Origin of the sequence: uncultured Shimia sp. (assembly GCF_947498095.1) — a bacterium.
Classification (GTDB): domain Bacteria; phylum Pseudomonadota; class Alphaproteobacteria; order Rhodobacterales; family Rhodobacteraceae; genus Shimia.
On record NZ_CANMJE010000003.1, the window covers coordinates 482,651 to 508,538 of the forward strand.

General features: G+C 56.7%; 28 protein-coding genes. 19 read left to right on the top strand and 9 right to left on the bottom strand.

Annotated elements, in window-relative coordinates; genetic code table 11:
- Nucleotides 1-5 precede the first annotated feature (5 nt).
- From Q0932_RS08535 to Q0932_RS08580, 10 genes are all read left to right on the top strand, one after another.
- Nucleotides 6-584, top strand: coding sequence for a thioredoxin family protein (locus Q0932_RS08535; protein WP_299351364.1), 579 nt, complete (start codon nt 6-8; stop codon nt 582-584).
- A 182-nt stretch (nt 585-766) separates the two neighbouring features.
- Nucleotides 767-1,246, top strand: a complete 480-nt coding sequence (soxX, locus tag Q0932_RS08540) for a sulfur oxidation c-type cytochrome SoxX (RefSeq protein WP_299351366.1) — start codon at nt 767-769, stop codon at nt 1,244-1,246.
- 32 nt (nt 1,247-1,278) lie between these two features.
- Entirely contained in the window at nt 1,279-1,695 is a 417-nt protein-coding gene (soxY, locus tag Q0932_RS08545; RefSeq protein WP_299351368.1) for a thiosulfate oxidation carrier protein SoxY, read from the top strand.
- An 18-nt stretch (nt 1,696-1,713) separates the two neighbouring features.
- Nucleotides 1,714-2,043 (top strand): thiosulfate oxidation carrier complex protein SoxZ, encoded by a 330-nt coding sequence (gene soxZ / locus Q0932_RS08550; RefSeq protein WP_299351369.1) that lies wholly within the window; start codon nt 1,714-1,716, stop codon nt 2,041-2,043.
- A 70-nt stretch (nt 2,044-2,113) separates the two neighbouring features.
- Nucleotides 2,114-2,968: a sulfur oxidation c-type cytochrome SoxA gene (gene soxA, locus Q0932_RS08555; RefSeq protein WP_299351371.1), complete on the top strand. Its 855-nt coding sequence runs from the start codon at nt 2,114-2,116 to the stop codon at nt 2,966-2,968.
- A gap of 101 nt (nt 2,969-3,069) precedes the next feature.
- Nucleotides 3,070-4,767 (top strand): thiosulfohydrolase SoxB, encoded by a 1,698-nt coding sequence (soxB, locus tag Q0932_RS08560; RefSeq protein ID WP_299351373.1) that lies wholly within the window; start codon nt 3,070-3,072, stop codon nt 4,765-4,767.
- A gap of 96 nt (nt 4,768-4,863) precedes the next feature.
- Nucleotides 4,864-6,135 (top strand): sulfite dehydrogenase, encoded by a 1,272-nt coding sequence (gene soxC, locus Q0932_RS08565; protein WP_299351463.1) that lies wholly within the window; start codon nt 4,864-4,866, stop codon nt 6,133-6,135.
- Nucleotides 6,119-7,177 (top strand): c-type cytochrome, encoded by a 1,059-nt coding sequence (locus tag Q0932_RS08570; RefSeq protein WP_299351375.1) that lies wholly within the window; start codon nt 6,119-6,121, stop codon nt 7,175-7,177. Before soxC ends, Q0932_RS08570 begins: the two co-directional genes overlap by 17 nt.
- A gap of 3 nt (nt 7,178-7,180) precedes the next feature.
- Nucleotides 7,181-7,891, top strand: a complete 711-nt coding sequence (locus Q0932_RS08575; protein WP_299351376.1) for a c-type cytochrome — start codon at nt 7,181-7,183, stop codon at nt 7,889-7,891.
- 36 nt (nt 7,892-7,927) lie between these two features.
- Nucleotides 7,928-9,190 (top strand): NAD(P)/FAD-dependent oxidoreductase, encoded by a 1,263-nt coding sequence (locus tag Q0932_RS08580; protein WP_299351378.1) that lies wholly within the window; start codon nt 7,928-7,930, stop codon nt 9,188-9,190.
- Nucleotides 9,191-9,349: 159 nt separating this feature from the next.
- Here the strand turns inward: Q0932_RS08580 and Q0932_RS08585 are convergent, their stop codons facing one another.
- Nucleotides 9,350-10,144 carry a LytTR family DNA-binding domain-containing protein gene (locus Q0932_RS08585; protein ID WP_299351380.1) on the bottom strand — a complete coding sequence of 265 codons (795 nt, stop codon included), beginning with the start codon at nt 10,142-10,144 and terminating at the stop codon, nt 9,350-9,352.
- Nucleotides 10,145-10,309: 165 nt separating this feature from the next.
- On the opposite strand from Q0932_RS08585, the gene Q0932_RS08590 reads away from it, so the two are divergent.
- From Q0932_RS08590 to Q0932_RS08615, 6 genes are all read left to right on the top strand, one after another.
- Complete coding sequence (locus Q0932_RS08590; RefSeq protein WP_299351382.1) at nt 10,310-10,645, top strand: multidrug efflux SMR transporter; 336 nt, start codon at nt 10,310-10,312, stop codon at nt 10,643-10,645.
- A gap of 191 nt (nt 10,646-10,836) precedes the next feature.
- On the top strand, nt 10,837-11,469 hold the full coding sequence (locus Q0932_RS08595; protein WP_299351465.1) for an ATP-dependent Clp protease proteolytic subunit: 633 nt from the start codon (nt 10,837-10,839) through the stop codon (nt 11,467-11,469).
- A gap of 122 nt (nt 11,470-11,591) precedes the next feature.
- Nucleotides 11,592-12,854, top strand: coding sequence for an ATP-dependent Clp protease ATP-binding subunit ClpX (gene clpX, locus Q0932_RS08600; RefSeq protein ID WP_299351384.1), 1,263 nt, complete (start codon nt 11,592-11,594; stop codon nt 12,852-12,854).
- A 118-nt stretch (nt 12,855-12,972) separates the two neighbouring features.
- Nucleotides 12,973-13,359 carry an NADH:ubiquinone oxidoreductase subunit NDUFA12 gene (locus Q0932_RS08605; RefSeq protein ID WP_299351386.1) on the top strand — a complete coding sequence of 129 codons (387 nt, stop codon included), beginning with the start codon at nt 12,973-12,975 and terminating at the stop codon, nt 13,357-13,359.
- Between the two features lie 15 nt (nt 13,360-13,374).
- Complete coding sequence (gene mlaD, locus Q0932_RS08610; protein ID WP_299351388.1) at nt 13,375-13,824, top strand: outer membrane lipid asymmetry maintenance protein MlaD; 450 nt, start codon at nt 13,375-13,377, stop codon at nt 13,822-13,824.
- Nucleotides 13,821-14,321 carry a DUF2155 domain-containing protein gene (locus Q0932_RS08615; protein WP_299351390.1) on the top strand — a complete coding sequence of 167 codons (501 nt, stop codon included), beginning with the start codon at nt 13,821-13,823 and terminating at the stop codon, nt 14,319-14,321. Before mlaD ends, Q0932_RS08615 begins: the two co-directional genes overlap by 4 nt.
- Here Q0932_RS08615 and aat read toward each other — a convergent pair.
- The 4 genes from aat to Q0932_RS08635 form a co-directional block, all read right to left on the bottom strand.
- Nucleotides 14,252-14,923, bottom strand: coding sequence for a leucyl/phenylalanyl-tRNA--protein transferase (gene aat / locus Q0932_RS08620; RefSeq protein WP_299351392.1), 672 nt, complete (start codon nt 14,921-14,923; stop codon nt 14,252-14,254). The genes Q0932_RS08615 and aat overlap by 70 nt on opposite strands.
- Nucleotides 14,923-16,275, bottom strand: coding sequence for an acetyl-CoA carboxylase biotin carboxylase subunit (gene accC, locus Q0932_RS08625; RefSeq protein ID WP_299351394.1), 1,353 nt, complete (start codon nt 16,273-16,275; stop codon nt 14,923-14,925). Before accC ends, aat begins: the two co-directional genes overlap by 1 nt.
- Before the next feature lie 9 nt (nt 16,276-16,284).
- Nucleotides 16,285-16,785: an acetyl-CoA carboxylase biotin carboxyl carrier protein gene (accB, locus tag Q0932_RS08630; RefSeq protein ID WP_299351396.1), complete on the bottom strand. Its 501-nt coding sequence runs from the start codon at nt 16,783-16,785 to the stop codon at nt 16,285-16,287.
- Nucleotides 16,786-16,955: 170 nt separating this feature from the next.
- On the bottom strand, nt 16,956-17,492 hold the full coding sequence (locus Q0932_RS08635) for a helix-turn-helix transcriptional regulator (RefSeq protein WP_299351467.1): 537 nt from the start codon (nt 17,490-17,492) through the stop codon (nt 16,956-16,958).
- 117 nt (nt 17,493-17,609) lie between these two features.
- Between Q0932_RS08635 and Q0932_RS08640 the strand changes: the two genes are divergently transcribed.
- The 3 genes from Q0932_RS08640 to Q0932_RS08650 all read left to right on the top strand — a co-directional run bounded on the left by Q0932_RS08640 (nt 17,610) and on the right by Q0932_RS08650 (nt 21,069).
- Nucleotides 17,610-19,118 (top strand): AMP-binding protein, encoded by a 1,509-nt coding sequence (locus Q0932_RS08640; protein WP_299351398.1) that lies wholly within the window; start codon nt 17,610-17,612, stop codon nt 19,116-19,118.
- Nucleotides 19,119-19,925 carry a 3-hydroxybutyrate dehydrogenase gene (locus Q0932_RS08645; protein ID WP_299351399.1) on the top strand — a complete coding sequence of 269 codons (807 nt, stop codon included), beginning with the start codon at nt 19,119-19,121 and terminating at the stop codon, nt 19,923-19,925.
- A 64-nt stretch (nt 19,926-19,989) separates the two neighbouring features.
- Entirely contained in the window at nt 19,990-21,069 is a 1,080-nt protein-coding gene (locus Q0932_RS08650) for an ABC transporter substrate-binding protein (protein WP_299351401.1), read from the top strand.
- Between the two features lie 51 nt (nt 21,070-21,120).
- Here the strand turns inward: Q0932_RS08650 and Q0932_RS08655 are convergent, their stop codons facing one another.
- The 4 genes from Q0932_RS08655 to topA all read right to left on the bottom strand — a co-directional run bounded on the left by Q0932_RS08655 (nt 21,121) and on the right by topA (nt 25,853).
- Nucleotides 21,121-21,750: a CoA transferase subunit B gene (locus Q0932_RS08655; protein ID WP_299351403.1), complete on the bottom strand. Its 630-nt coding sequence runs from the start codon at nt 21,748-21,750 to the stop codon at nt 21,121-21,123.
- Nucleotides 21,750-22,472: a CoA transferase subunit A gene (locus Q0932_RS08660; protein ID WP_299351405.1), complete on the bottom strand. Its 723-nt coding sequence runs from the start codon at nt 22,470-22,472 to the stop codon at nt 21,750-21,752. The genes Q0932_RS08655 and Q0932_RS08660 overlap by 1 nt, the downstream gene beginning before the upstream one ends.
- Before the next feature lie 132 nt (nt 22,473-22,604).
- Nucleotides 22,605-23,171 (bottom strand): L,D-transpeptidase, encoded by a 567-nt coding sequence (locus tag Q0932_RS08665; protein ID WP_299351407.1) that lies wholly within the window; start codon nt 23,169-23,171, stop codon nt 22,605-22,607.
- A 132-nt stretch (nt 23,172-23,303) separates the two neighbouring features.
- The gene (topA, locus tag Q0932_RS08670) at nt 23,304-25,853 is read right to left on the bottom strand and encodes a type I DNA topoisomerase (protein WP_299351409.1); all 2,550 of its coding nucleotides are present in this window, start codon (nt 25,851-25,853) and stop codon (nt 23,304-23,306) included.
- Nucleotides 25,854-25,888: the final 35 nt, after the last annotated feature.

Below are 25,888 nucleotides of genomic sequence, written 5' to 3' on the forward strand. Positions count from 1 at the left end.
ACAAGATGAAGAAACTCATGATGATGCTGGCCGCGCTTGTGATTGGCGCGCCGGTCGTGGTCGCCGAACTGGGCGACGATGGGCTGCACAAAACCCACTGGTTCCGAGACACTTTCAAGGACCTGCAGGAAGACTTTGAAGAGGCGAACGCCGAAGGAAAACGCGTGGTTCTCATCATCGAACAGCGCGGCTGCATCTATTGCAAGGCGATGCATGAAGATGCGTTTCTCGACCCGCGTGTCATGAAGATGCTGGAAGAGGATTACTTCCCGATCCAGTTGGATCTTTATGGTGCGAACGAAATGACTGACACCGATGGCGAAGCGCTTGAGGAACGTGCAGCGGCGCGCAAATGGGGGGTGATGTTCACGCCCACGATGATCTTCCTTCCACCCGAAGTGGATCCCGATAAGTCCGCCATGCAGCAGGCTGTCGCGGTGCTGCCCGGCGCCTTTAAGGGTGGTACGACCAACGACATGCTGACCTGGGTTCTGGAAGAACGTTACATCGATCAATCTGAAGAGGATTTCCAGCGTTACCACGCCCGTATGATTCGCGAGCGCAACGATGGGGATGGTCACTGACTCGCCCGTGGAGTATTGTTGCGCAGGCTTTGATGCATTTATAACATGTGGAAAGCCTGCCTCTTTTTCCAAAAATACACTCAATAATTCATTTCTATGAATTTGTTGTTGCGTTCAGTATAGACGGTCGACTACGGTACACCGAGCTTACCGGCGAACACAGGTAGCCCGAGGGAGGAAACATGAAGCTTACAACTCTGACACTGGCAGCGACATTCGCAGCTGGCGCTGCTTTTGCGGGGGGCAAGGTTGCTCCTGCGGACGTTACGTTCACCGAGGATGGTGCTGTGCAAGCATCTCTTTCCGGCATGGCGGGCGATCCGACAAACGGCGCCAAGATCATGAAAACGAAATCACAAGGCAATTGTATTGCCTGCCACGAAGTCACAGCCCTGAATGACGCTCCGTTCCATGGAGAGGTTGGTCCGATGCTGGATGGTGTGGCAGATCGCTGGAACGAAGCCGAACTGCGTGGCATCCTGTCGGACGCCAAACGCACTTATGACGGCACAGTGATGCCCGCCTACTACAAGGTCGACGGCTTCACCCGTCCTGGCAAAGCCTATACCGGCAAGGCGCCTGATGGCCCGCTGGATCCGCTTTTGAGCGCGCAAGAAATCGAAGACGTGGTCGCGTTCCTGATGACTCTCAAAGACGAGTGATCGAACGAGACTTTAATTCCAAGGAGATACAGATGAACTTCACAAGACGTGAAACTCTGGCACTCGGGGTAGGGGCCGCAGCACTGACTGTGCTTCCATTCCGTGTGCACGCTGCCGCCGACGAGGCGATTGCCGCATTCACCGGTGGCGCAGAGGTTGGCGAAGGCGGCATCGAGCTGACCGCGCCGGAAATCGCCGAGAACGGCAACACTGTGCCAATCGGTGTCAGCGCACCGGGTGCTGTTGCCATCACGGTTCTGGCGACCGGCAACCCAACTCCGGGCGTCGTGACCTTTAACTTCGGCGCCGGAGCTGCCTCACAGGCAGCCTCGACCCGTATTCGTCTGGCAGGCACGCAAGATGTCGTGGCCATCGCCAAAATGGCCGACGGCAGCTTCGTTCAGGCCGCTTCGACCATCAAAGTCACCATCGGCGGCTGCGGCGGCTAATCAGAGGAGAATGGAAACATGGCATCTGGTGTAAAACCCCGCGTTAAGGTCCCAAAGACAGCAGCAGCTGGTGAGGCGATCACCATCAAGACCCTGATTTCACATAAAATGGAATCGGGTCAGCGCAAGGACAAAGAGGGCAACGTAATCCCTCGCTCGATCATCAACCGTTTCACCTGTGAGTTTAACGGTGAGTCGGTGATCGACGTGACCCTTGAGCCGGCGATCTCGACCAACCCCTACATTGAATTTGATGCGACCGTGCCTGAGGCCGGCGAATTCAAGTTCACCTGGTACGACGATGACGGCGACGTCTACGACACAGCCAAGAAAGTCGCTATCGGCTAAACGGCCGATGCACCCACCAAAAGCACCTTGCCCTGTCGCGGGGCGAGGTGACACTCAGGGAGGAAACGCGATGAAATTCAAGGCAATGACAGCGATTGCTGCATTGGTTATCTCGGCGCCGTTCATGGCATCGGCCGAAGCAGATGATGACGAGTTGATCGTCAATGACGAGATTACCATGGTTACCAAGACCGCCGCCCCGGCACACTTGGCAGATGATGTTGACGAGATCATTTCGGGCTGGCACTTCCGCTCGGACGAGACTCAGATCATGCAGGCCGACGACTTTGACAACCCCGGTATGATCTTTGTCGAACAGGCGATGGACGACTGGAACACCGTGATGGGCAGCAAGGACAAGTCCTGCGCCTCGTGCCACGGCGATGTTGAAGAAAGCATGGTTGGCGTCCGCACGGTTTACCCAAAGTGGAACGATGCCAAGGAAACCGTCTATACCATGGAGATGCAGATCAACGACTGCCTCACCGATGGCATGGGGGCTGAAGCTTGGAAAAAGTCTGGCTCAAAAATGGCGCGCATGGAAGCTTTGATTTCCGTTCAGTCGCGCGGCATGCCAATGAATGTCGCCATTGACGGTCCGGCCGAGGCAACTTGGGAAGAGGGTAAAGAGCTTTATTACACGCGCACCGGTCAGTTGGATCTCAGCTGTGCGTCTTGCCATGAGGAAAACTATGGCAACCGCATCCGCTCGGACCACCTCAGCCAGGGCCAGACCAATGGTTTCCCGGTGTATCGCCTGAAAAACGCCAAGCTGACGACCGCTCATGGCCGCTTTAAGGGGTGCGTGCGTGACACCCGCGCCGAAACTTACAATCCCGGAAGCCCAGAGTTCATCGCGCTTGAGCTTTATGTGGCCTCGCGCGGCAACGGCCTCTCGGTCGAAGCCCCGTCAGTCCGTAACTAAACATCTTACCCGCCCCGGTGTTGCACTGGGGCGGGTTTTCTCGGTTTTGACAAATTCATAAAAATGAATTTGAAATACAGGTTCAGAAAGGCTCTTCGCCCATGATCTCTCGTCGCGATTTCCTTCAGGTTTCCATGGCAGCTTCGGCCATGGTGGGGGCCTCCGGTTTCGGCAACTGGTCCCGTCTGGCAGCGCAACAGTCGCTGACCCAAGACGACCTCTTGCAGTTCGATACCTACGGCAATGTTTCGTTGATCCACATCACCGATATTCATGCGCAGCTGAAGCCCATCTATTTCCGAGAGCCCGAGATCAACCTCGGTGTTGGCGAAGCCAATGGGCACGTCCCACACATCACCGGGGCCGATTTTCGCAAACTCTATGGAATCGCCGATGGCTCTCCCAGTGCTTACGCGCTGACCTACAACGACTTTACATCGCTGGCGCAGACCTATGGCCGCGTTGGTGGGATGGATCGCGTGTCGACTGTGATCAATGCCATCCGAGCTGACCGACCAGACGCGCTGCTCTTGGACGGTGGCGACACATGGCACGGGTCCTACACCTGTCACCAGACCCAAGGTCAGGATGTGGTGAACGTCATGAACGCGTTGAAACCGGATGCGATGACGTTCCACTGGGAATTCACCCTAGGATCTGACCGGGTAAATGAAATCGTCGAAGGTCTTCCGTTTGCGGCACTCGGTCAGAACATCTTTGACGCTGAGTGGGATGAACCCGCCGAGTTGTTCAAGCCTTACAAGTTCTTTGAGCGTGGTGGCGTTAAGATCGCTGTCATCGGTCAGGCGTTTCCTTACATGCCCATCGCCAACCCGCGCTGGATGTTCCCCGAGTATTCGTTTGGTATTCGCGAAGAGAACATGCAGGCTATGGTGGACGAAGTCCGCGGCATGGGCGCCGAACTGGTTGTCATGCTTTCGCACAACGGCTTTGACGTGGACAAAAAGATGGCAGGCCGTGTCCAAGGTCTCGACGTCATCCTGTCGGGTCACACCCACGACGCATTGCCCGAGCCGGTTCTGGTCGGTGAAACCATTGTTGTGGCCTCGGGCTCAAACGGCAAGTTCGTCAGCCGCGTTGATCTGGACGTGCGGGATGGCAAGATGATGGGCTTCCGCACCAAGTTGATCCCGATTTTCTCAGACGTCATCACCCCCGATCCCGTCATCACCAAGCTGATCGACGAACAACGCGCGCCTTACATCAATGAGCTGACCGAGGTGATCGGCAAATCAGACTCGCTCTTGTATCGTCGTGGCAACTTTAACGGTACATGGGACGACCTGATCTGCGAGGCGCTCATTCAGGAACGTGACGCCGATATCTCCATGTCGCCCGGCGTACGCTGGGGGCCATCGATCCTGCCCGGTCAGGACATCACCCGTGAAGACATCTGGAACGTGACCTCGATGTCTTATGGAGAAGCCTATCGCACTGAAATGACAGGTGAATTCATCCATGTCATCCTCGAGGACGTGGCCGACAACCTGTTCAACACCGACCCCTATTATCAGCAGGGCGGCGACATGGTGCGCATCGGTGGCATGGGCTACAAGATCGACATTTCCAAACCGCAGGGCAGCCGTATCAGCGACATGACCTTGCTTAAGACAGGCGAGAAGATCGACGCTGCCAAGACCTATCAGGTCGCTGGCTGGGCTTCGGTCAACGAAGGCACCGAAGGTCCGATGATCTGGGATGTCGTCGAAAGCTATATCCGCAAACAGGGCACCGTTTCGGTCGCCCCACACGAAAACGTAAAGGTTTCGGGCGTCTAAAAAGACGTCCCCGCGACCCTTTGACAGGTTAATCCAGAATATCGAATTCATTAAAATGAATTTGATGATGTATTGGGGAGAAACAGCCAGATGACAATGAGCTTCAAAGGCAAACCCTCGCGCCGTGCTTTCCTGAAGGGGGCGGTCGCCGCCACCGGAAGCATCGCGGGCGCCAGCATGGCGAACGCAGCCGGCGATCCGCTGATTACGCAAGTCCAGGAATGGGCGAGCGGCACCGGAGATGGCGTAGATGCCACACTATATGGAATGCCGATCCAATTCGAGTCGGATGTGATCCGTCGCAATGTTGAGTGGCTCACCGCCGACACGATCTCGTCGATCAACTTCACGCCGATCCACGCGCTCGACGGCACGATCACCCCGCAAGGCTGCGCGTTCGAGCGTCACCATTCGGGCGCGATTGAGCTGTCCAAGGCTGACTATCGTCTGATGATCAACGGTCTGGTCGATACCCCTCTGGTCTTTACCTACGAAGATCTTGAGCGGTTCCCGCGTGAGAACCACGTCTATTTCTGCGAATGTGCCGCCAACACCGGCATGGAATGGGCCGGTGCACAGTTGAATGGTGCGCAATTCACCCACGGCATGATCCACAACATGGAATACTCTGGGATCCCGCTCCGCGCGCTCTTGGAAGAGGCCGGTCTAGACGCCGCAGGCGACCTGAAAGACAAGTGGGTCTATGTCGAGGGTGCGGATGCCTCGTCGAACGGCCGCTCGATCCCGATGGAAAAAGCCCTGGACGACGTGCTGGTTGCGTTCAAAGCCAATGGTGAAGCCCTGCGTAAAGAGCACGGGTATCCAGTGCGCCTCGTCGTGCCCGGTTGGGAAGGCAACATGTGGATTAAGTGGCTGCGTCGCATCGAAGTGACCACCCAAGCGATTGAAAGCCGTGAAGAAACCTCGAAATACACCGACACGCTCGAAGACGGCACAAGCCGCAAGTGGACCTGGGTTATGGACGCCAAATCGGTTGTGACTTCGCCCAGCCCACAGGCTCCGATCAAGCACGGTCACGGCCCGTTGGTTATCACCGGCCTTGCGTGGTCTGGTCGCGGCTCCATCACAGGCGTGGATGTCTCGATCGACGGTGGCAAGAATTGGCAAGAGGCACGGCTTGGTGCGCCCGGCACTGACAAGGCGCTCAGTCGCTTCTATCTCGACATTGATTGGAACGGTGAAGAGATGTTCCTGCAGTCACGTGCACGAGACTCCAGCGGCTATGTTCAACCCTCGAAAGAGGAACTGCGCGAGGTGCGCGGGTTGAACTCGATCTATCACAACAACTGCATCCAGACATGGTGGGTTAAAGCAGACGGAGAGGCGGAAAATGTCGAAGTTTCTTAAACTTATCGCGGGAACCACGCTGGCATCGACCTTGATTTCGGCCCCGGCAATGGCTGAAAAAATGGGCCTTGGCCGCGCGGCAACGCCGGATGAGATTGCCGCGTGGGACATTGACGTGGCCCCGGACGGCACCGGTTTGCCTGTCGGCTCGGGCGACGTGTTCACCGGCGAAGAGGTCTTTGCCGAACATTGCGCGATCTGCCACGGCGACTTTGCCGAAGGCGTCGACAACTGGCCGAAACTCGCAGGCGGCGCGGACACGCTCGACCACGAGGATCCTCTGAAAACCGTCGGTTCTTACTGGCCGTATCTCTCGACCACATGGGACTATGTGAACCGCTCCATGCCATTCGGTGCCGCGCAAACCATGTCCACAGACGATGTCTATGCGATCGTGGCCTACATCCTTTACTCGAACGATCTTGTTGATGATGAGTTCGTTCTTTCGAACGAGAATTTCCTCGACGTGGAAATGCCCAACGCGAGCGGTTTCATCCTTGATGATCGCGAGACCTCTGAAGCGCATTTCTGGAAAGCCGAACCCTGCATGACCAATTGCAAGGACAGCGTCGAGATCACCATGCGCGCAGCTGTCTTGGACGTGACCCCGGATGAGGGCGGAACTGAAGAAGCCGCCGCCCCCGCCGAGGAGGCAGCTGCCGCACCTGCTTCTACCGAGGCTGCCGACGCAGCGGCCCCGGTAGAGCAGGCTGCAATTGACCCTGAACTGATGAAAAAAGGTGAGAAGGTCTTTAAGAAATGCAAAGCCTGCCATCAGGTTGGCGAGGGTGCCAAATCTAAGACAGGTCCAATCCTGAACGGCATTGTCGGCGCGTCCGTCGGCGCAGTTGATGGATTCAAATACTCTAAGCCCATGAAAGGTTTGGCCGACTCTGGCGCGACCTGGACAGAAGAAGAACTGGCCGCCTTCCTTGCCAAGCCCAAGAAGTATCTAAAAGGGACCAAGATGTCTTTTGCCGGCTTGAAAAAGGAAGACGATATTGTCGCTGTTACGGCTTACCTGAAGAGCTTTCAGAACTAAGCGATGCGGCTTGCGATTTCGATCATAACACTCTGGGCGGCGCTGACAGGTGCCGCCCTTGGCGAAGAAAGTGCCGAGGCGATTGGGGATTCCGAGCGCGGCGCCAAGATGTTCAAGAAGTGCAAGTCGTGCCATCAGCTGGGTGACGGGGCCAAACACAAGATCGGGCCGCACTTGAATGGCATTTTCTTTCGCCCTGCGGCGACGTTTGACGACTTTAAATACTCCAAAGGTATGTACGCGGCGCGCGAGGCGGGTCTTGTCTGGGACATTGATGGGCTGAGCCGGTTTATCGAAGACCCACGCGGCACGGTGCCGGGCACAAAGATGAGCTTTCACGGGCTGCCCAAGGAAAAAGATCGCTTTGATTTGCTGGCGTTCCTGCGCATCTATTCCGATAACCCACAAAACATCCCTGAAGCCGCGCCAACGGCAATCAAAGTTGAAGTCGAGTTGTCGCCTGAGATCCTGGCGATTGTTGGCGACCCAGATTACGGCGAATACCTCGCGACGGAATGCACGACCTGTCATCAATCCAGTGGGGATTTTGACGGTATTCCCGGCATTGTCGGCTGGCCGAACGAAGACTTTGTGATCGCCATGCATGCCTACAAGCTGAAAAAACGTGACCACCCGGTGATGCAGATGATGGCCGGACGTTTGGCAGATGACGAGATCGCGGCACTGGCCGCCTATTTCGGGAATTTGAATTAAGCTCGCGAACTTTCATGATCAGGGGAGGAATGATCTATGACTTTGAATCGACGTAATTTTCTAGGGGCAGGGGCCGCCGTTGCGGCATCGCTGTCTGCACCGATGGTATTGGGCGCCGGCAAGCCGCGTGTTGTTGTGATTGGCGGTGGCGCAGGTGGGGCAACAGCAGCGCGATACATCGCCAAAGGCTCCAAGGGGGCGATTGATGTCACCCTCGTGGAACCCAGCCGCACCTACTACACCTGCTTCTTCTCAAACCTCTATATCGGAGGCTTTCGTGAGTTGTCTTCGATAGCCCACAGCTACGGTAAACTGGCCTCGGACTATGGCATTAACGTGGTGCATGACTGGGCCATCGGCATTGACCGCGACGCCAAGACTGTCTCGCTCGCGGGCGGGGCCAAGCTGCCCTATGACCGACTGGTGCTGTCGCCAGGTATCGATTTTGTTGATGGCGCTGTCCCCGGCTGGGACGTCAGCAGCCAGAACAAGATGCCGCACGCCTATAAGGCCGGCTCGCAGACCGAACTGCTGAAAGCGCAGGTTGAGGCGATGCCCGAGGGCGGCACCTTTGCCATGGTCGCGCCACCCAACCCGTTCCGCTGCCCTCCTGGGCCATATGAGCGGGTTTCGATGATCGCGCACGTTCTGAAAGAAAAGAACCCAACAGCCAAGATCATCGTGGCCGACCCTAAGCCGAAGTTTTCAAAAATGGGGCTGTTCCAAGAAGGTTGGGCCAACCACTACGATGGTATGATCGATTGGATTGGTCAGGACTTTGGTGGTGACGTTGTCGAGGTAAATGCGGACGAGATGACTGTTAGCATTGACGGTGAAGTGACCAAGGTCGACGCCTGCAACGTGATCCCAGCCATGAAAGCCGGTAAAATCTGTGAAATGGCCAGCATCACCGAGGGCAACTGGGCTCCGGTCATTGGTCACACGATGCAGAGCCGCATTGACGAGAACATCCACGTATTGGGCGATGCCTGCGCGCAGGGTGACATGCCGAAATCTGGTTTCTCGGCCAACTCTCAGGCCAAGGTGGCCGCGATGGCGATCCGTGGCGCTCTGACCGGCTCCAAAGTATTCCCTGCCAAATTCTCGAACACGTGCTGGTCGCTCATCGACACTGACGACGGTGTCAAAGTGGGCGCGACTTACGAGGCCACGGACGAAAAGATTGCCAAGGTTGATGGTTTCATTTCGCAAACCGGTGAAAGTGGGGATCTGCGCAAGCAAACCTTCGAGGAATCAGTTGGTTGGTATGCAGGGATTACATCCGACATGTTCGGCTGATCCCAGCGAAACAGTTTACTCCCTCTGGGTCGCCCTCGGGCGGCCCTTTTTTGCATTCGGATTGTGCGCGATCAATCCGCAACCACAGGTCTGATGACCACGAGGATGAACTGGGTCGCACCGAAACCCATCTGCAAATTGGTTTCTGCTCAGCCGAAGTTAATTTGGAACAGTCTGGATGAGGGCAGTTCTAACCGCACGGCGATAGGTGCGGCCTATTGGTAATTCGCGACCGTCTTGCAAAACCACAACGCTGCCCCCACCGCGAGACCTGAGGGCTTTGATTGCGCCGCGTGATACCCACCACGACCGATGTACCCGCAGGCCATAGTCGCCTAAGGCGTCTGATGCGTCTTGCAGCCCGGTCCGGATCAGGGTCTCGCCCAGTTTTGTTTCGGCTTTGACATAGTGATCCTGAGCTTGAAGAAGGATCAGATCGCGCCCCAAATAACCCGGCAATTGTTCAAGCCATGACGGTGTGGACTTGTGATCCAACTCTTTTACTGGCGTGACGTCGTTTGGCCCAAGATGCTCGGACAAAACTGCGACAATGACCGAGATGACCCCGACAAATGGAAAAAGGCGAAACAATTCGTCCCAGAACTGCGCAGACCCGGTCAAACTGTGAAAGCCTGCCAGCCATGCAGCGACAGGAGCACTTGCGACCGTGGCGCCGATTGCGAGGCTGAATGTGTTCCCAATGCCAATGCGTTCAGCCAAGGTGGCCGTGGCGAAAGAGACTGCATAGCCGATCCAGAATGTCGTTCCCACAATGATCAGCCAATAGGCGCTACGTTCCAGTAGGGTCATGCTGTCAAAAGTACCGAAAGGGCCGGTCAGGCCAATCAACAAGCCGACACCAAACAACCCAAACCAGACCCACCGTTGGCAGGCAAGGGCATAGACCTCATGACATGTCTCAGCGAAAATGCTGTCGTTCGCGACTTTTGTCATGTCGTTGGCGCCAATCCCATTTCCCTAACTCGAACCTGAGAGTAGCGGGTTGCAAAACTACCCGCAACGCGACGGTGCACGGCCGGAAGCGATCGAGATGCTCACAACTCAGGTTTCTTTCCATTGCGCGTCGTCAGAAACACTTGACCCAATCAGGAGACTATTGTGCCAACTCACTACCTTTACCTCCTTGCCTCTGTCATTGCCGAGGCAATCGGTTATTCAGCGCTCAATGCCAGCGCGCAGTTCAGTAAGCTTTTGCCTTCGCTTCTCGTGTTCGCAGGCTTCGCAGGATCTTTCTATTTCCTGACTTTAGCGCTCAAATATATGCCACTGGGAATAACTTATGCGCTGGCATCAGGATTGGGCATCGTCTTTGTTGCCTTGGCTGGCGTCATTGTTTTTGGCCAACGTCTTGACCTGGCAGGAATTGCCGGGCTCTCTTTGATTATTGCAGGAATGGTGGTTATCAACGCATTTTCTGATCTGGCAGTGCACTAGAAGTTCTTAACATCATCATTTTCCAACTTTCCCTTTTGCAGCTCAGCAGGGAAGTGGTCGGTCTTGCCGCTATCGTTCAGTCGGACATTGTTCATATTTTCTCCGGCTGCCCTTGCAGCCCCTCTAGGGCAATACTAAGACTCTCTTAGAGGCTTTGGCCTATGGATGACGCGAACAACAGGCAGGCGGATATGAACGACCCAATCGACACATATATGAACACCCTCGTTCCCATGGTGGTTGAACAAACCAGCCGGGGAGAGCGGGCCTACGATATTTTCTCGCGTCTTTTGAAAGAACGCATCATTTTCCTCAACGGTCCGGTGCATGACGGCATGTCGTCGCTGATCGTGGCGCAGCTGTTGCACCTTGAGGCGGAGAATCCCTCGAAAGAGATTTCGATGTACATCAACTCGCCCGGTGGCGTGGTGACGTCCGGTCTCTCGATCTATGACACAATGCAATACATCAAACCCAAGGTCTCGACCCTGGTGATTGGTCAGGCGGCGTCGATGGGCTCTCTTTTGTTGACCGCAGGCGAGCAAGGCATGCGTTTCTCGCTGCCCAATTCCCGCGTCATGGTGCACCAGCCTTCGGGCGGCTATCAGGGTCAGGCTACGGATATCATGATCCACGCCCAGGAAACCCAGAAGCTGAAGGATCGTTTGAACGAGATCTACGTCAAACACACCGGTCAGAAGATGAAAGCGGTGGTTGACGCTCTTGAACGCGACAACTTCATGTCCCCGGAAGAAGCCAAGGACTGGGGCCTCATCGATGAGATCGTCGAGAGCCGCGCCAAAGGCGACGACGAAGAGAGCTGACAAGCTCGTGCCCCGGCGTGATCGCGTTCGGGGCACTTTCCACATTGTACTCGGTTTGTGGCTGGCCTAAGCTGACCGGGACAGGGCGGCCCAGACGATATTCGGAGGCCTGAAAGGACGACATGGCGAGCAATTCCGGCGACAGCAAAAACACCCTCTATTGCAGCTTTTGCGGCAAGAGCCAGCACGAAGTGCGCAAACTGATCGCCGGTCCGACGGTGTTCATTTGTGACGAATGCGTCGAGCTTTGCATGGACATCATCCGTGAAGAAACCAAAGCCAGTGGGCTGAAAGCTTCCGAAGGTGTGCCGACTCCATTGGAAATCTGCAATGTATTGGATGATTACGTCATCGGTCAGGCCGTGGCGAAACGCGTTCTCTCGGTGGCGGTACACAACCACTACAAACGCCTGAACCACGCGCAGAAATCCGGCGATATCGAGCTGGCCAAGTCTAACATCCTGCTGATCGGCCCGACCGGTTGCGGTAAAACGCTGTTGGCTCAAACTCTCGCACGTATTCTCGACGTGCCCTTCACCATGGCTGACGCCACCACGCTGACCGAAGCGGGTTACGTGGGTGAAGACGTGGAAAACATCATCCTGAAGCTGCTGCAGGCTTCGGAATACAACGTCGAACGTGCGCAGCGCGGCATCGTGTATATTGACGAAGTCGACAAGATCACCCGCAAGTCGGAAAACCCCTCGATCACCCGCGACGTGTCGGGTGAGGGGGTGCAGCAGGCTCTGCTGAAGCTGATGGAAGGCACCGTGGCCTCGGTTCCACCCCAAGGTGGCCGCAAGCATCCGCAGCAGGAATTCCTGCAGGTGGACACCACCAACATCCTGTTCATCTGCGGCGGCGCCTTTGCCGGCCTCGACCGGATCATTGCACAGCGCGGCAAGGGCTCGGCAATGGGCTTTGGCGCCGACGTGCGCGACAATGACGAACGCGGTGTGGGCGAGATCTTCCAAGAGCTCGAACCCGAGGATCTATTGAAGTTTGGCCTGATCCCGGAATTCGTCGGACGTTTGCCGGTTCTGGCCACGCTTGAAGACCTGGACGAAGATGCGCTGGTCACCATTCTGACCGAACCCAAAAACGCTCTAATCAAACAGTACCAACGCCTGTTTGAACTGGAAGATACGCAGCTCTCATTTACCGATGACGCGCTCAGCGCCATCGCCAAACGTGCCATCCAGCGCAAAACCGGTGCCCGTGGTCTGCGTTCGATCCTTGAAGACATTCTTCTTGATACAATGTTCGATTTGCCTGGCATGGACAGCGTCACCGAAGTGGTGGTGAACGAAGAGGCCGTGACCTCGGATGCCAACCCGCTGATGATCCACGCGGAGGCTGAGAAAGAGCCGGCCAACGCGGGCTAAGCGGAAATTCACACAAAGTTATCGGGGCGGGCAATTTGTCCGCCCCTTTTCGTTGCGCGCGATACTGGACCTTTGGCTGGGAATGAGTCATACGGGAAGGGAATTTGCGGAGGCATCCATGGGCATTCTGAGCACGATCAACAGCGTTTTCTCTTGGTGGAACGGCGCCACGCTGAACACCCGTCTTTTCACCAGCCGCAAGGGCGTGAAAGTGGGCGAAGACGATCAGGGCAATGTTTTTTATCGAACCAAAGACGACAGCAAACGCTGGGTGATCTTTAACGGTTACGTGGAAGCAAGCCGCGTCAGCCCCGATTGGCATGGCTGGCTGCACCGCACGTATGATGATGCGCCCTCGGAGAAACCGCTGGCGCATAAGGACTGGGAAAAGCCACATCAGGAAAACCTGTCTGGCTCGGAGGGCGCCTATGCGCCTGCAGGCTCGATTCGCAAAGCAGCGGCCCCTGTCGCGCGCAGCGATTACGAAGCCTGGGTTCCTGAATAAGGCCGGGTTGGACATTTGTCCGCCGTTCGCACGGAAATCGCAGTCGGAGCTGCCGTTGTCGCAGTGGCCGTTGGCTTTTTGTTTTATGCCAGCAAAGTCGCCGACTTTGGCGGTGCATCTGAAGGCTATTCGCTAACCGCCTCCTTTCGCTCAATCGAAGGGGTATCTGTTGGTACTGATGTGCGGCTGGCCGGTGTCAAAATCGGGTCCGTAACGGATGTTGCCTTGAACCCGCAAACCTTTCGTGCCGACACAAGCATGAGCATTAACGACGGCATCGAACTGCCGGATGACAGCGCCATCGTGATTTCGTCCGAAGGACTTTTGGGTGGCAACTTTGTAGAAGTCTTGCCCGGCGGTTCGCCGTTCAACTTTGAACCGGGTGCCGAGATCGAAGACACGCAAAGTTCCGTCAGCCTTGTCGGTCTGTTGATGAAGTTCGTCACGGGCGGAGACGACGAATGATACGCGCTGCTTTGGCTTTCATGCTCATGGCGAGTGTTGCACAGGCGCAAGAAATCACCGTTGAAACCTTGGACTCGGAAGCTGGGCCGCAGATCGTCATCGTTCCGCAACAGCCGGAAGTGTTTTCGTTGCAGCGTGATCTTGGAACGGCAACTTCTGAAATTGCCAGTGTTGCTGTCAAAGGCGAGGGCGCGCTGCTGCGAGGCCTTGATAAGCTAAATGGCGATGTTGTCGATCTTGAGTTGGACAACGGCTATAGCGTGGCTTTTGGTGATCTGCGTGTCGACATGGCCGAGTGCCGCCATCCCGAAGACAATGCGACCGGTGAAGCTTTTGCGTTTCTGACGATCTATGATGGGACAGAGACAGTTGATCCGCTGTTTCAGGGCTGGATGGTGGCCTCATCCCCAGCGCTGAACGCGCTGGATCACGCGCGCTTTGACATCTGGGTGTTGCGCTGTAAAACCTCAGCGCCCGAGGAAACCGTCAGCGAGTGACCGAACCGCGCGGTGCCCTTGGTGGCTTCTATCAAAAGCTGATGATAGGCCTCTCGCGGGATTTCAACCGCGCCTAGGGATGCCAAATGTGGTGTGATGAACTGTGTATCGAACAGGGTAAACCCTGTAGCATTGAGATGCGCGATCAACCAGGACAGTGCGATTTTTGAAGCATTGGTCGCACGTGAGAACATGCTTTCACCAAAAAACGCGCTGCCCAAGGTAACGCCGTACACTCCGCCAATCAGAACCTCATCGCGCCATACCTCAATAGACTGGGCTCGGGATTGTGCGTGTAATGTACTGTAAAGGTTGCGTATTTCCGCGTTGATCCATGTGTCTGCACGGTCGGCACAGCCGTCAACAACGCCTTCAAAGTCTTGATTGATCGTGACGGTGTAGTCATCGCGGCGCAACGCCCGCGCAAGCGATCGCGAAATGTGAAATCCATCCAATGGGAACACCCCGCGACGGTGCGGATCGACCCAGAATATCTCTGGGTCGTCGCGATGTTCAGACATGGGAAAAATTCCCATCTCGTAGGCACGCATCAGCAGGTCGGGTGTGATTTCGTCCTGCCAACCTTGCGTGCCGTGGGGCATCAGCCCTCGGCCAGGTTGTCGTCCAGCCAGCGTTCAAGCCAGTGGATGTTATAGTCGCCCGAGTGGATGTCCTCTTCGGCCAAAAGCGCATGGAACAGTGGGATCGTGGTGTCGATTCCATCCACGATCAATTCGCCCAAGGCCCGATTCAGTCGTGCCAATGCTTCGGGGCGGTCGCGCCCATGCACGATCAACTTGCCGATCAACGAGTCGTAAAAGGGCGGGATCGAATAGCCATCATAAAGCGCCGAATCCATCCGCACACCCAGCCCACCGGGGGCATGGTATTGTGAAATCTTGCCGGGGCACGGTGCAAAGTTGGGCAACCGTTCAGCATTGATGCGCACTTCGATGGCGTGGCCGTTGATCTCAAGATCATCCTGGCCAAACGACATGTCCATGCCCGAGGCAACGCGGATTTGCTCGCGCACCAGATCGACGCCAAAGATTGCTTCGGTGACCGGATGTTCCACCTGCAGGCGCGTGTTCATCTCAATGAAGTAGAACTCGCCGTTTTCGTAGAGAAACTCGATTGTGCCTGCACCAATGTAGTTGATGCGGGCGCATGCGTCGGCGCAGACCTTGCCAATGGCTGCGCGTTCTTCGGCTGAAATGGCCGGGCCGGGGGCTTCTTCGAAGACCTTCTGGTGGCGGCGCTGAAGCGAGCAGTCCCGTTCGCCCAGATGCACGGCTTTGCCTTTGCCGTCGCCAAAGACCTGAATCTCGATATGGCGCGGCGTGGTGAGATATTTTTCGATGTAGACTTCGTCATTGCCAAAGTTGGCTTTGCCTTCGGCACGCGCGGTCTGAAAGGCTGATTTCATCTCGTCGGCGTTATTGGCCACTTTCATGCCTTTACCGCCGCCACCTGCCGTGGCTTTGATGATAACCGGATAGCCGAATTCTTCGCCGATCTTCAGGGCGTCTTCGACTGTCGGAACACCGCCATCTGATCCAGGCACGCAAGGCACGCCCAGTTCTTTCATTGTATCCTTGGCGGTGATTTTGTCACCCATCACTCGGATATGTTCGGCGGTGGGGCCGATAAATGTCAGATCGTGGTCTTCGACGATCTGAACAAAGTTGGCGTTTTCCGAGAGAAAACCATAGCCCGGGTGGATCGCTTGGGCGCCAGTGACTTCACAGGCGGCAATGATCGAGGCCATATTGAGGTAGCTTTCGGTCCCCGAAGGAGGGCCAATGCAAACGGCCTCGTCCGCCATACGTACGTGCATCGCGTCGGCATCCGCGGTCGAATGGACGGCGACCGACTGGATACCCATTTCGCGACACGCGCGGATCACGCGCAGGGCGATTTCTCCGCGGTTGGCGATCAGGATTTTATCAAACATGTCAGTGCCTTATTCGATGATGACCAGAGGTGCGCCATATTCAACAGTGTCGCCGTCACCAACAAGGATGCGCTTGACTGTGCCTGATTTGGGGGCCGGAATATGGTTCATGGTCTTCATGGCTTCGACGATCAGGATGGTGTCGCCTTCGGCCACTTGCGCGCCGACGCTGACAAAGGCGGGCGAACCCGGCTCGGCCTGCAGATACACGGTGCCGACCATTGGTGAGGTCACGGCGCCGGGATGGCTGGCTGGATCGTCGCCTGCGGCGGCTTCTGCGGCCGGGGCTGCAGCGGGTGCAGCGGCGGCTGCAGGCGCGGCAGCGACAGGAGCCGCGGCAGGTGCAACAACGGTGGTGGCAACTTGGGTCTGGCGACTGACACGCACGTTCAGGCTGTCGTCTTGCCCATACTCGCGCATGACCTCAAGTTCGGTCAGGTCGTTTTCGCGCAGCAATTCTGCCAGGGCCTGAATAAAGCCAACATCGCTATCGTGGTTTTTCTTGCTCATGTTTTTCTATCCTCTTTGGCGCTTCGCCGCGCCTGTCTCGAGTCTTTTGGTTTCCCCTGCGTCGCCTTATATGGCATCCCGGCGCCCGTGAAAAGCGCACTCGCACGTCCCTCTATGTGGGAATTCGCGGGCAATTTGCGAGGGGTATCTTTGCCAATGGATTGCAAGGGTCATAGCGGCATCCCTGACAGCTTGGCGACCAGTTCTGCCAGCTTACGTGCTCCAAATTTTCGCAAAAGTCGGGCACGGTATTCTTCAACGGTGCGGTAGGACAAGTCCAATTCCAGCCCGATCTCTTTGCTGGTCATGCCGCGACATGTCAAAATCGCCACTTCGCGTTCGCGCTGGGTCAGCTCTACAACCGGCCGTTCGTCCGAAAGATCGGCAAAGGTCCAAATCCCACGTTGAAAGGGTTGATCCGGCGTTAATGATTGCCCTCGTGCGCGGCACCAGAAGAACGTGCCATCACGGCGTTGCATGATGCGCTCGTCATTGTATCGCCCTGTTCGGCGCATCGAGGCCAGTCCTCGTTCACCAATCATGTGAAAATCTTTTTCGGACGGGTAGAATTCACCCAAAGAGACGCCTTCGCATTTTGCCGGGTCTTCCAGAAACATTTCACCAAACGCTCGGTTACAGCGGCGAATGATCCGGTTCTCCAGAATAGCGAGACCGATGGGGGCGTGTTCAAAGGCCAGAGCGTCCAATTCCATAAGCCACCATGACCATAAACAGGCGAAAAGGCCAAGGCCTCGCGCCGTATTTCTACCAATTGCCCCTTATGCTCGTCGGGGGTTTACTCTGGCCCAACGAGGAGGGATGCCATGAACATCGCATGCTGGCTTGAGCGCAGTGCGCAGGCAGAGGCCGATAGGCCTGCGCTGTTTCTTGGCAAAGACTGTGTGGCCACCTACGGGGACTTTCACGCTCAGGCCATGAAAGTGGCCGGTTGGTTGCAGAGCCAAGGCATCAAACCGGGTGATCGGGTTGGCCTTTTCATGAAGAACCTTCCTGCCTACCTGATTGCGCAGTATGGCGTCTGGGCGCTTGGGGCTGTGGTTGTGCCGATCAACGCCAAACTGCATGGGCGCGAGGCCGCGTGGATTCTTGAGAACGCTGGTGCGTCCTTGTGCTTTACTTCGGCTGGTCTGCACGATGCCCTCAGCGCGGTCAGTGACGTGGCATGTCTGGATGTGACCTCTGCAGATTGGGATACGGTCATGGTCGCATCATCGCTTGAAAGCGTGGCTGCGGCTCAGCCCGATGATTTGGCCTGGTTGTTCTATACCTCGGGCACGACGGGTCGCCCAAAGGGCGTGATGATCACGCACCGGATGCTGCAAGCGATGGCCTTAAGCTATTTCGCCGATGTTGACGAAGTGACGGGCGCAGACATGGCACTTTATGCAGCACCACTTAGTCACGGAGCGGGGATTTATAACCTGATGCATGTGCTAAAAGGCGCCCGCCATGTTCTGCCTGCCACGGGTGGTTTTGACGAGGCGGAAATCTTTGACCTCGCCCGCCATCATGGACGCGTTCACATGTTCTGTGCCCCGACCATGGTCAAACGCATGACCGAGGCCGCCAAGACCTCTGGCGAGGACGGGCAGGGGCTGCGCACCATCGTTTATGGCGGCGGGCCGATGTATGTCTCGGACATCGTCGAAGCCGTGGACCATTTTGGCCCGATCTTTGTACAGATTTACGGGCAGGGCGAATGCCCCATGTGCATTTCGGCCCTGTCGCGGGTGGACGTGACAGATCGCAGCCACCCGGACTGGCAGGCTCGCCTGGCTTCGGTAGGTCGTGCGCAATCCGTGGTCGAGATTGCGATCGGGGATGATGCCGGACAACCCTTGCTTCCGGGTGAGGTGGGCGAGATCATGGTGCGTGGCGACGCAGTCATGCCCGGTTATTGGCAAAACCCAGAGGCCACTGCCAAGGCCATCCGCGATGGCTGGCTGATGACCGGTGACATGGGCACATTGGATGCCGCAGGTTATCTGACGCTCAAAGACCGCTCAAAGGACATGATCATCTCTGGCGGCACCAACATCTATCCGCGCGAAGTGGAAGAGGCGCTTTTGCTGCACCCTTCCGTGCGAGAGGTTTCCGTGGTGGGGCGCCCACACCCTGAGTGGGGCGAAGATGTTGTGGCTTTTATCGTGACAAATGGCGATCTGGACACAAGCATTCTGGACGCTCATTGTCTGGATCAGATCGCCCGGTTCAAACGCCCCAAGGCCTATTTCGCGATGCCGGAATTGCCCAAGAATAACTATGGCAAGGTTTTGAAGACCGAACTTCGCCAAAAGCTGGAGGAGATGTAAGTGACAGATTTATCAGGAAAAACAGCCCTGGTCACAGGATCGGTGCAGGGGATTGGTCTGGCGATTGCCGGAGAGTTGGCCAAGGCGGGCGCACGTATTGCCGTGCATGGCATCGCCGGTGACGCTCAGATCGAAGAGGCTTGCCAGCATCTGCGGGATCTTGGTGCGCCACAGGCCGAGTTCTTTCGCGGCGATATGCGCCACCCCGATCAAATTGCCGACCTGATGACAGCGGTCGAGGCTTGGGGTGGGGCGGATATTCTGGTGAACAACGCAGGCATTCAGCACACTGCCCCGATCGCCGAGATGCCAACCGAGAAGTGGGATGCCATCATGGCGATCAACCTTTCGGCGGCCTTCCATACTATGCAACATGCCATGCCGATTATGGCTGAACGCGGCTATGGTCGTGTCATCAACATTTCCAGTGTTCATGGTCTGATTGCCAGCCCTGAGAAAGCGCCCTACACGGCGGCTAAATTCGGTCTGATCGGTCTTAGCAAGGTTGCGGCACTGGAATATGCGCAGGCCGGAAACCGCGGGTCGGGCGGCGTGACCGTGAACTGCATCTGCCCCGGCTGGACCGAAACTGCGATTATCGAGCCGCAGATCACGGCCCGCGCTGCCGCATTGGGCGGTGTAGATCGGGACGCGGCAATCGCCGACCTTCTATCCGAGAAACAGCCTTCGCGTCGGACCAATACACCTGAAGAGATTGGGGCGCTGACGTTGTGGCTCTGTAATCCAGTTGCCCATAACATAACCGGCACGGCCATCCCCATGGACGGAGGCTGGACCTCGCAGTAGATGCTTGGAAATGGCTCGAAAAGGGCTAGACTCATCCCAAGTGTATCAACTTGGGACATCAGCCATGCAGCGACGCCATTTTCTTGCCCTGAGCGCAGCCACGCTCGCAACCCCCGCCATCTTGCGGTCCGGACAGGGTGATCTGAAGCTTTCGGTTGGCGGCTACAGGCTGGACAGAACGGCAGCCCTGTTTGATGGCAAGATCGCCATTGAAGGGGCCAGCGCCGAGTTTCAGGCACAGGGCATAGGCGATCTGAACACGCTCGCATTTTCCGGTGAAGGACCGCACGGGCTGACCGAAATTGGCCTGCACCCCTTTATGCTGGCCCATGCCAATGACGCGGCGCAGGACTATGCGCTTTTGCCGGTCTTCCTGTTGCGCCAGTTCCGTCACAAAAGCATCTTTGTAAGAACAGATGCGGGGATCACCTCGCCAGCGGACCTCAAAGGACGCCGTATCGGATCGCCCGGCTATTCGTCTTCGTCGCTCACGTGGATTCGCGGCATTATGGAGGATGAGTACGGCGTGAAACCCACGGATGTGGACTGGGTGACTGCAAAGAAAGACAGTTCCGCAGACGCTGCGGGCAAAGTCTCGGCGCAAGAGACGATGGTCCCCGAAGGTATCTCCATGTCTGAAGGCCCCGAAGGTATGGATGAATCTGAAATGCTGCTGGCGGGCGAGGTGGATGCGTTGTTTCACGCTGCCACACCCGCCGCCTTTATCGAAGGCGATCCTCGTATTTCGCGCCTTTTTACCGACGTGCGCGCAGTTGAACAGGATTATTACAAACGCACTGGGATTTTCCCGATCATGCATGTTTTGGCCATTCGCCGCGATCTTGCAGCACAGGAACCCTGGCTGGCACGGGCCGCCTTTGACGCCTATGTGAAGTCTAAGCAGGCGGCCTATCAACTGAAGGATCGTCTGACTTGGGCCACCGATATGATGCCGTGGTATTCGGCGGAACTTGATGCAACCCGCGCGCTGATGGGGCGGAATTTCTATAGCTACGGTCTGGAAGGCAATCGCAAGACTCTTGAGACGTTCTTTGGGTATTCCTATCGTCAGGGACTGGCGTCGCGCGAGCTTACGTTGGATGAATTATTCCTGCCGGGCTCACTGGAGTTCGAAGACGCCTAAAACGAAAAAGCCCGGCACGATGGCCGGGCTTTTGCTAAATTTTGCAGTGCCTTAGTTAACCAGAGTGGCCTCGGTCGCGGCGCGGAACTCGTCTTCCGAGACGCCTTCCGCCAGTTCAACCAGCTTCAAGCCACCTTCGACGACGTCCATCACACCGAGGTTGGTGATGATACGGTCGACCACGCCTTTTCCGGTCAGGGGCAGGGTGCATTCCTTCAGGACTTTGGACACACCGTGTTTGTTGGCGTGATCCATAACGACGACCACGCGGCCAACACCAGCCACCAGATCCATCGCACCGCCCATGCCTTTGACCAGCTTGCCGGGGATCATCCAGTTTGCGAGGTCGCCGTTTTCGGCAACTTCCATTGCGCCGAGGATGGCCATAGCGATCTTGCCACCACGGATCATTGCGAAGCTTTGCGCAGAGTCGAAATAGGCGGTCTGCGGCAGCTCGGTAATGGTTTGCTTGCCCGCATTGATCAGGTCTGCATCTTCCTCACCCTCGTAAGGGAAGGGGCCCATGCCCAGCATGCCGTTCTCGGATTGCAGGGTCACTTCGACACCTTCGGGGATGTAGTTCGACACCAGCGTCGGGATGCCGATGCCAAGGTTCACATACCAGCCGTCTTGCAGTTCCTGAGCCGCACGTGCGGCCATTTGGTTACGATCCCAAGCCATTACGATGCCTCCTTCTGACGGACAGTGCGCTGTTCGATGCGTTTCTCGTGATCGCCTTTGATGATACGGTGCACATAGATGCCGGGCAGGTGGATCGAATCCGGGTCAAGCGAGCCGGTCGGCACGATCTCTTCGACTTCAACCACACAGACTTTGCCACAAGTGGCGGCTGGCGCGTTGAAGTTGCGTGCAGTCTTACGGAACACGAGGTTTCCGGTCTCATCTGCTTTCCAGGCCTTCACGATGGCCAGGTCCGCAAAGATACCTTCTTCCATGATATAGTCTTCCATCGCGCCATCGGCGCCGGTGGGGAACTGTTTTTCAAACTTGCCATCGGCAATCACGGTGCCCACGCCGGTTTTGGTAAAGAAACCAGGAATACCTGCACCACCGGCACGCATACGCTCGGCCAGTGTGCCTTGGGGATTGAATTCAAGCTCCAGCTCACCAGACAGATACTGACGCATGAATTCTGCGTTTTCACCCACGTAGGATGAGATCATTTTGCTGACCTGTTTGGTTTGCAGAAGGATGCCGATACCAAAATCATCAACGCCTGCGTTGTTGGACGCAAATGTCAGATCCTTGACGCCGGATTGCTTGATAGCTTCGAGCAGCAGTTCGGGGATGCCACAGAGGCCGAACCCGCCCGAGGCGATGAACATGCCATCCGTCAGCAGCCCGTCGAGTGCCTCAGCGGCATTCGCATAGACTTTTTTCATGGAAATCTCCCTCAAATACGGAATTTGTGCCGTTGTGACCCTGCGTTGCCACAGAGTCAATGCGGACAGGCGCAGGCCGTATTACTACGGGCCGCGATACGTAGTCGGGGGAAGGCTTTGTAGGTGTGCCGGTTAGATCAGGCGGACTTGGGTACCCACAGGCGTAATCTCGTAAAGCTCAGCAATGGCCTCATTGAACAAACCAATACACCCACTTGAGCTTCGGCGCCCGATCTTGCGTGTGTCATGAGTGCCGTGGATCAGGTAGGCAGGCCAATCCAGATACATAGCGTGGGTGCCAAGTGGATTGTCAGGACCCGGGGGCATGTACTTCAGATCGGGATCGCGTTTCAGCATGTCAGGGGTCGGAGTCCAGTCAGGACCAACCCGTTTGCGCACAACTTTGGTATAGCCGCGCTTGGTCAGCTCTTCCGACATTGGCACCGAGGTTGGGAACAGCCGGTAGTCGCTGCCATCTCCGCTCCAATAGTGCAACGCGCGGGATGCGGTGTCTGCCACAATCGTCGCCGTTCCCAGCGTGTCAAAGTGGTCGCGCCAGTCCTGCGTTCGGAAACTGGAAATGTTGCGCGGTGCGGTCTCGACTGCTTCCTCGTCCTGCGCCAATGCGAACCTTGTCGTGAGGAGTGTCGCGGGCGCTGCCAACAGCACTGCCCGACGGGAGATTTTCGAATTGCTCATGGCCTGCCCTTGAACTGCGGTTCTTGCCTGCAACATGTGCAGCGATGGGATGACGTGCAATTCACATCTGGTTGAACACAAAAAAAGGCGGGCTTGTGAGCCCGCCTGTCTTTCGTATTCTGGTTTGCGCCGCTACTTAGCCGCCGCCTTTTTGGTTGCTTTCTTCTTGGCGGGGGCCTTGCGTTTGGCGGGCTTTTTCTTGGCTGCTTTCTCGGCAATCCATTGCACCGCCTGCTCCATGGTCACGTCCTTGGCCTCAATGTCTTTGGGAATGGTTGCGTTGACCTTTTCCCATTTCACATAGGCGCCATAACGTCCGTCCATCACATTGACTGGGCCGCCGCTTTCTGGATGTTCTCCGAGTTCTTTCAATGGCTTGGCTGCAGCGCTACCACCGCGACGTCCAGGGTTGGCACGCTTTTCGGCAAGGATTTCAACAGCGCGGTTCATACCGATCTCAAAGACATCATTGGGGTCTTTGACGTTGGCATAGACCGGCTTAACCTCGTCGGGTAACTTGTGCATGACATAGGGACCAAAGCGACCAAAGTTCGACGTGATCATGCCCCCGTCCGGATGTTCACCGATCTCGCGAGGCAGGCTGAGCAGGGTCAGCGCTTTTTCGAGATCCATGTCCTCTTTGTTCCAGCCGCGCGGCAAAGAGGCCCGAGGTGGTTTCTTGTTCTCAGGTGTCGGTTCACCGCGCTGCACATAGGGGCCGAAACGCCCGGCTTTCAGCCAAATCTCGTCGCCCGCATCTTCACCCAACACACGTTCGTCGCCGTCGGCGCCTTCGCCAGCGATCGGGCGGGTATAGGTGCACTCCGGGTAGTTGCCGCAGCCGACAAAGCCGCCCGTGCGCGAGGATTTCAGGTGCAACTGGCCCTGACCGCATTTTGGACAAATGCGCGGGTCTGATCCGTCTTCTTTCGGCGGATAGAGTTGCGGAGCCAAGGCGTCATCCAATACGTCCAACACTTGAGCAATGCGCAATTCCGATGTTTCAGCAATCGCCGCCGAGAAATCTTTCCAGAAACGGCCCAGCACATTCTTGTAATTGCGCTCGCCAGCTGAAACATCGTCCAGCTCTTCTTCCAGATTGGCGGTAAATTCGTAGCCGACGTATTGGCGGAAGAAGTTCAGCAAAAAGATCGTGACGATCCGGCCTTTATCTTCGGGGAACAGGCGGTTCTTGTCCTTGCGAACATACTCACGGTCTTGAATCGTGGTGATGACACTGGCGTAGGTCGATGGGCGACCAATGCCCAATTCTTCCATGCGTTTAACCAGCGTCGCCTCGGTATAGCGGGGCGGGGGCTGGGTGAAATGCTGTTCCGGTGTCACCGATTTTTTGGCTGTCGCTTCGCCCTGCATGATCTGTGGCAGACGCTTGTCGTCATCATCTACGACGTCGTCGCGGCCTTCTTCATAGACACGCAGGAAACCATCGAACAATACGACCTGACCGGTAGCGCGCAGGCCGACCTGACCGTCATCGCTGGCGATATCAACCGTTGTGCGTTCCAATCGCGCGCCTTCCATCTGGCAGGCGATGGTGCGTTTCCAGATCAGATCATAGAGCTTGCGTTGATCCGCTTCGAGCGCCTTGAGGTCATCCGCCGTGCGCATCATGTCCGTGGGGCGAACACACTCGTGCGCTTCCTGGGCGTTCTTGGCCTTGTTCTTGTAGATCCGCGGGCTTGAGGGCACGTATTCTGCACCATAACGCGCCTTGATCGCATCGCGGGTCGCGGTCACGGCCTCGGGGGCCATGTCGATGCCGTCGGTCCGCATATAGGTGATGTAACCGGCCTCATAAAGGCGTTGCGCAGTGCTCATACACTGGCGCGCACCCATGCCGAACTTGCGGCTGGCTTCCTGTTGCAGCGTCGAGGTCATAAAGGGCGCAGACGGGTTGCGGCTGGCCGGTTTGGCCTCAACTTTGGCGACAGACAGGTCACGAGACTGAATGGCCTGAACCGCAAGCTCGGCTGCAGTGCTGTTTTCCAGACCGAATTTGTCCAGCTTGTCGCCGCCAAGAACTGTCAGGCGCGCCTCAAACTCCTGCCCACGCGGTGTGGCAAGCAGTGCCTTAACGCTCCAGTATTCCCGGGCGTTGAAGGCTTCGATTTCCATCTCACGTTCAACGATCAGTCGCAGGCAGACCGATTGAACGCGTCCGGCTGAACGCGCCCCCGGCAGCTTGCGCCACAACACGGGTGAGAGATTAAATCCAACCAGATAGTCCAGTGCGCGACGTGCAAGATAGGCATCCACCAGGGGCTGGTCGACTTGCCGCGGATTTTGCATCGCTTCGGTGACGGCGGATTTGGTGATTGCGTTGAACACCACGCGGCTGACCGGCGTGTCTTTTTTGATTGCGCGGCGTTTGCGCAGCGCCTCTTCAAGGTGCCAGCTGATGGCCTCTCCCTCGCGGTCAGGGTCGGTCGCGAGAATGAGGTTGTTGTCGTCTTTCAGAGCGTCGGCAATGGCTTTGACGTGCTTACGCGAGTCGTTTCCGACCTCCCATGTCATGTCAAAATCGTTGTCTGTATCGACTGACCCGTCTTTGGGGGGAAGGTCGCGCACGTGGCCGTAAGACGCCAGCACGGTATAATCGGACCCCAAGTATTTATTGATGGTTTTGGCTTTTGCCGGGGATTCGACAACGACGACTGGCATGAAATTTCCTCTCGACTCGGAGCGGCTGTTATGGC

Coding starts and splice junctions, on each gene's coding strand:
- Q0932_RS08535 (WP_299351364.1), top strand. CDS start 6: ATGAAGAAACTCATGATGATGCTGGCCGCGCTTGTGATTGGCGCGCCG.
- soxX (WP_299351366.1), top strand. CDS start 767: ATGAAGCTTACAACTCTGACACTGGCAGCGACATTCGCAGCTGGCGCT.
- soxY (WP_299351368.1), top strand. CDS start 1,279: ATGAACTTCACAAGACGTGAAACTCTGGCACTCGGGGTAGGGGCCGCA.
- soxZ (WP_299351369.1), top strand. CDS start 1,714: ATGGCATCTGGTGTAAAACCCCGCGTTAAGGTCCCAAAGACAGCAGCA.
- soxA (WP_299351371.1), top strand. CDS start 2,114: ATGAAATTCAAGGCAATGACAGCGATTGCTGCATTGGTTATCTCGGCG.
- soxB (WP_299351373.1), top strand. CDS start 3,070: ATGATCTCTCGTCGCGATTTCCTTCAGGTTTCCATGGCAGCTTCGGCC.
- soxC (WP_299351463.1), top strand. CDS start 4,864: ATGAGCTTCAAAGGCAAACCCTCGCGCCGTGCTTTCCTGAAGGGGGCG.
- Q0932_RS08570 (WP_299351375.1), top strand. CDS start 6,119: ATGTCGAAGTTTCTTAAACTTATCGCGGGAACCACGCTGGCATCGACC.
- Q0932_RS08575 (WP_299351376.1), top strand. CDS start 7,181: ATGCGGCTTGCGATTTCGATCATAACACTCTGGGCGGCGCTGACAGGT.
- Q0932_RS08580 (WP_299351378.1), top strand. CDS start 7,928: ATGACTTTGAATCGACGTAATTTTCTAGGGGCAGGGGCCGCCGTTGCG.
- Q0932_RS08585 (WP_299351380.1), bottom strand. CDS start 10,144: ATGACAAAAGTCGCGAACGACAGCATTTTCGCTGAGACATGTCATGAG.
- Q0932_RS08595 (WP_299351465.1), top strand. CDS start 10,837: ATGAACGACCCAATCGACACATATATGAACACCCTCGTTCCCATGGTG.
- clpX (WP_299351384.1), top strand. CDS start 11,592: ATGGCGAGCAATTCCGGCGACAGCAAAAACACCCTCTATTGCAGCTTT.
- Q0932_RS08605 (WP_299351386.1), top strand. CDS start 12,973: ATGGGCATTCTGAGCACGATCAACAGCGTTTTCTCTTGGTGGAACGGC.
- Q0932_RS08615 (WP_299351390.1), top strand. CDS start 13,821: ATGATACGCGCTGCTTTGGCTTTCATGCTCATGGCGAGTGTTGCACAG.
- aat (WP_299351392.1), bottom strand. CDS start 14,923: ATGCCCCACGGCACGCAAGGTTGGCAGGACGAAATCACACCCGACCTG.
- accC (WP_299351394.1), bottom strand. CDS start 16,275: ATGTTTGATAAAATCCTGATCGCCAACCGCGGAGAAATCGCCCTGCGC.
- accB (WP_299351396.1), bottom strand. CDS start 16,785: ATGAGCAAGAAAAACCACGATAGCGATGTTGGCTTTATTCAGGCCCTG.
- Q0932_RS08640 (WP_299351398.1), top strand. CDS start 17,610: ATGAACATCGCATGCTGGCTTGAGCGCAGTGCGCAGGCAGAGGCCGAT.
- Q0932_RS08650 (WP_299351401.1), top strand. CDS start 19,990: ATGCAGCGACGCCATTTTCTTGCCCTGAGCGCAGCCACGCTCGCAACC.
- Q0932_RS08655 (WP_299351403.1), bottom strand. CDS start 21,750: ATGGCTTGGGATCGTAACCAAATGGCCGCACGTGCGGCTCAGGAACTG.
- Q0932_RS08660 (WP_299351405.1), bottom strand. CDS start 22,472: ATGAAAAAAGTCTATGCGAATGCCGCTGAGGCACTCGACGGGCTGCTG.
- Q0932_RS08665 (WP_299351407.1), bottom strand. CDS start 23,171: ATGAGCAATTCGAAAATCTCCCGTCGGGCAGTGCTGTTGGCAGCGCCC.
- topA (WP_299351409.1), bottom strand. CDS start 25,853: ATGCCAGTCGTCGTTGTCGAATCCCCGGCAAAAGCCAAAACCATCAAT.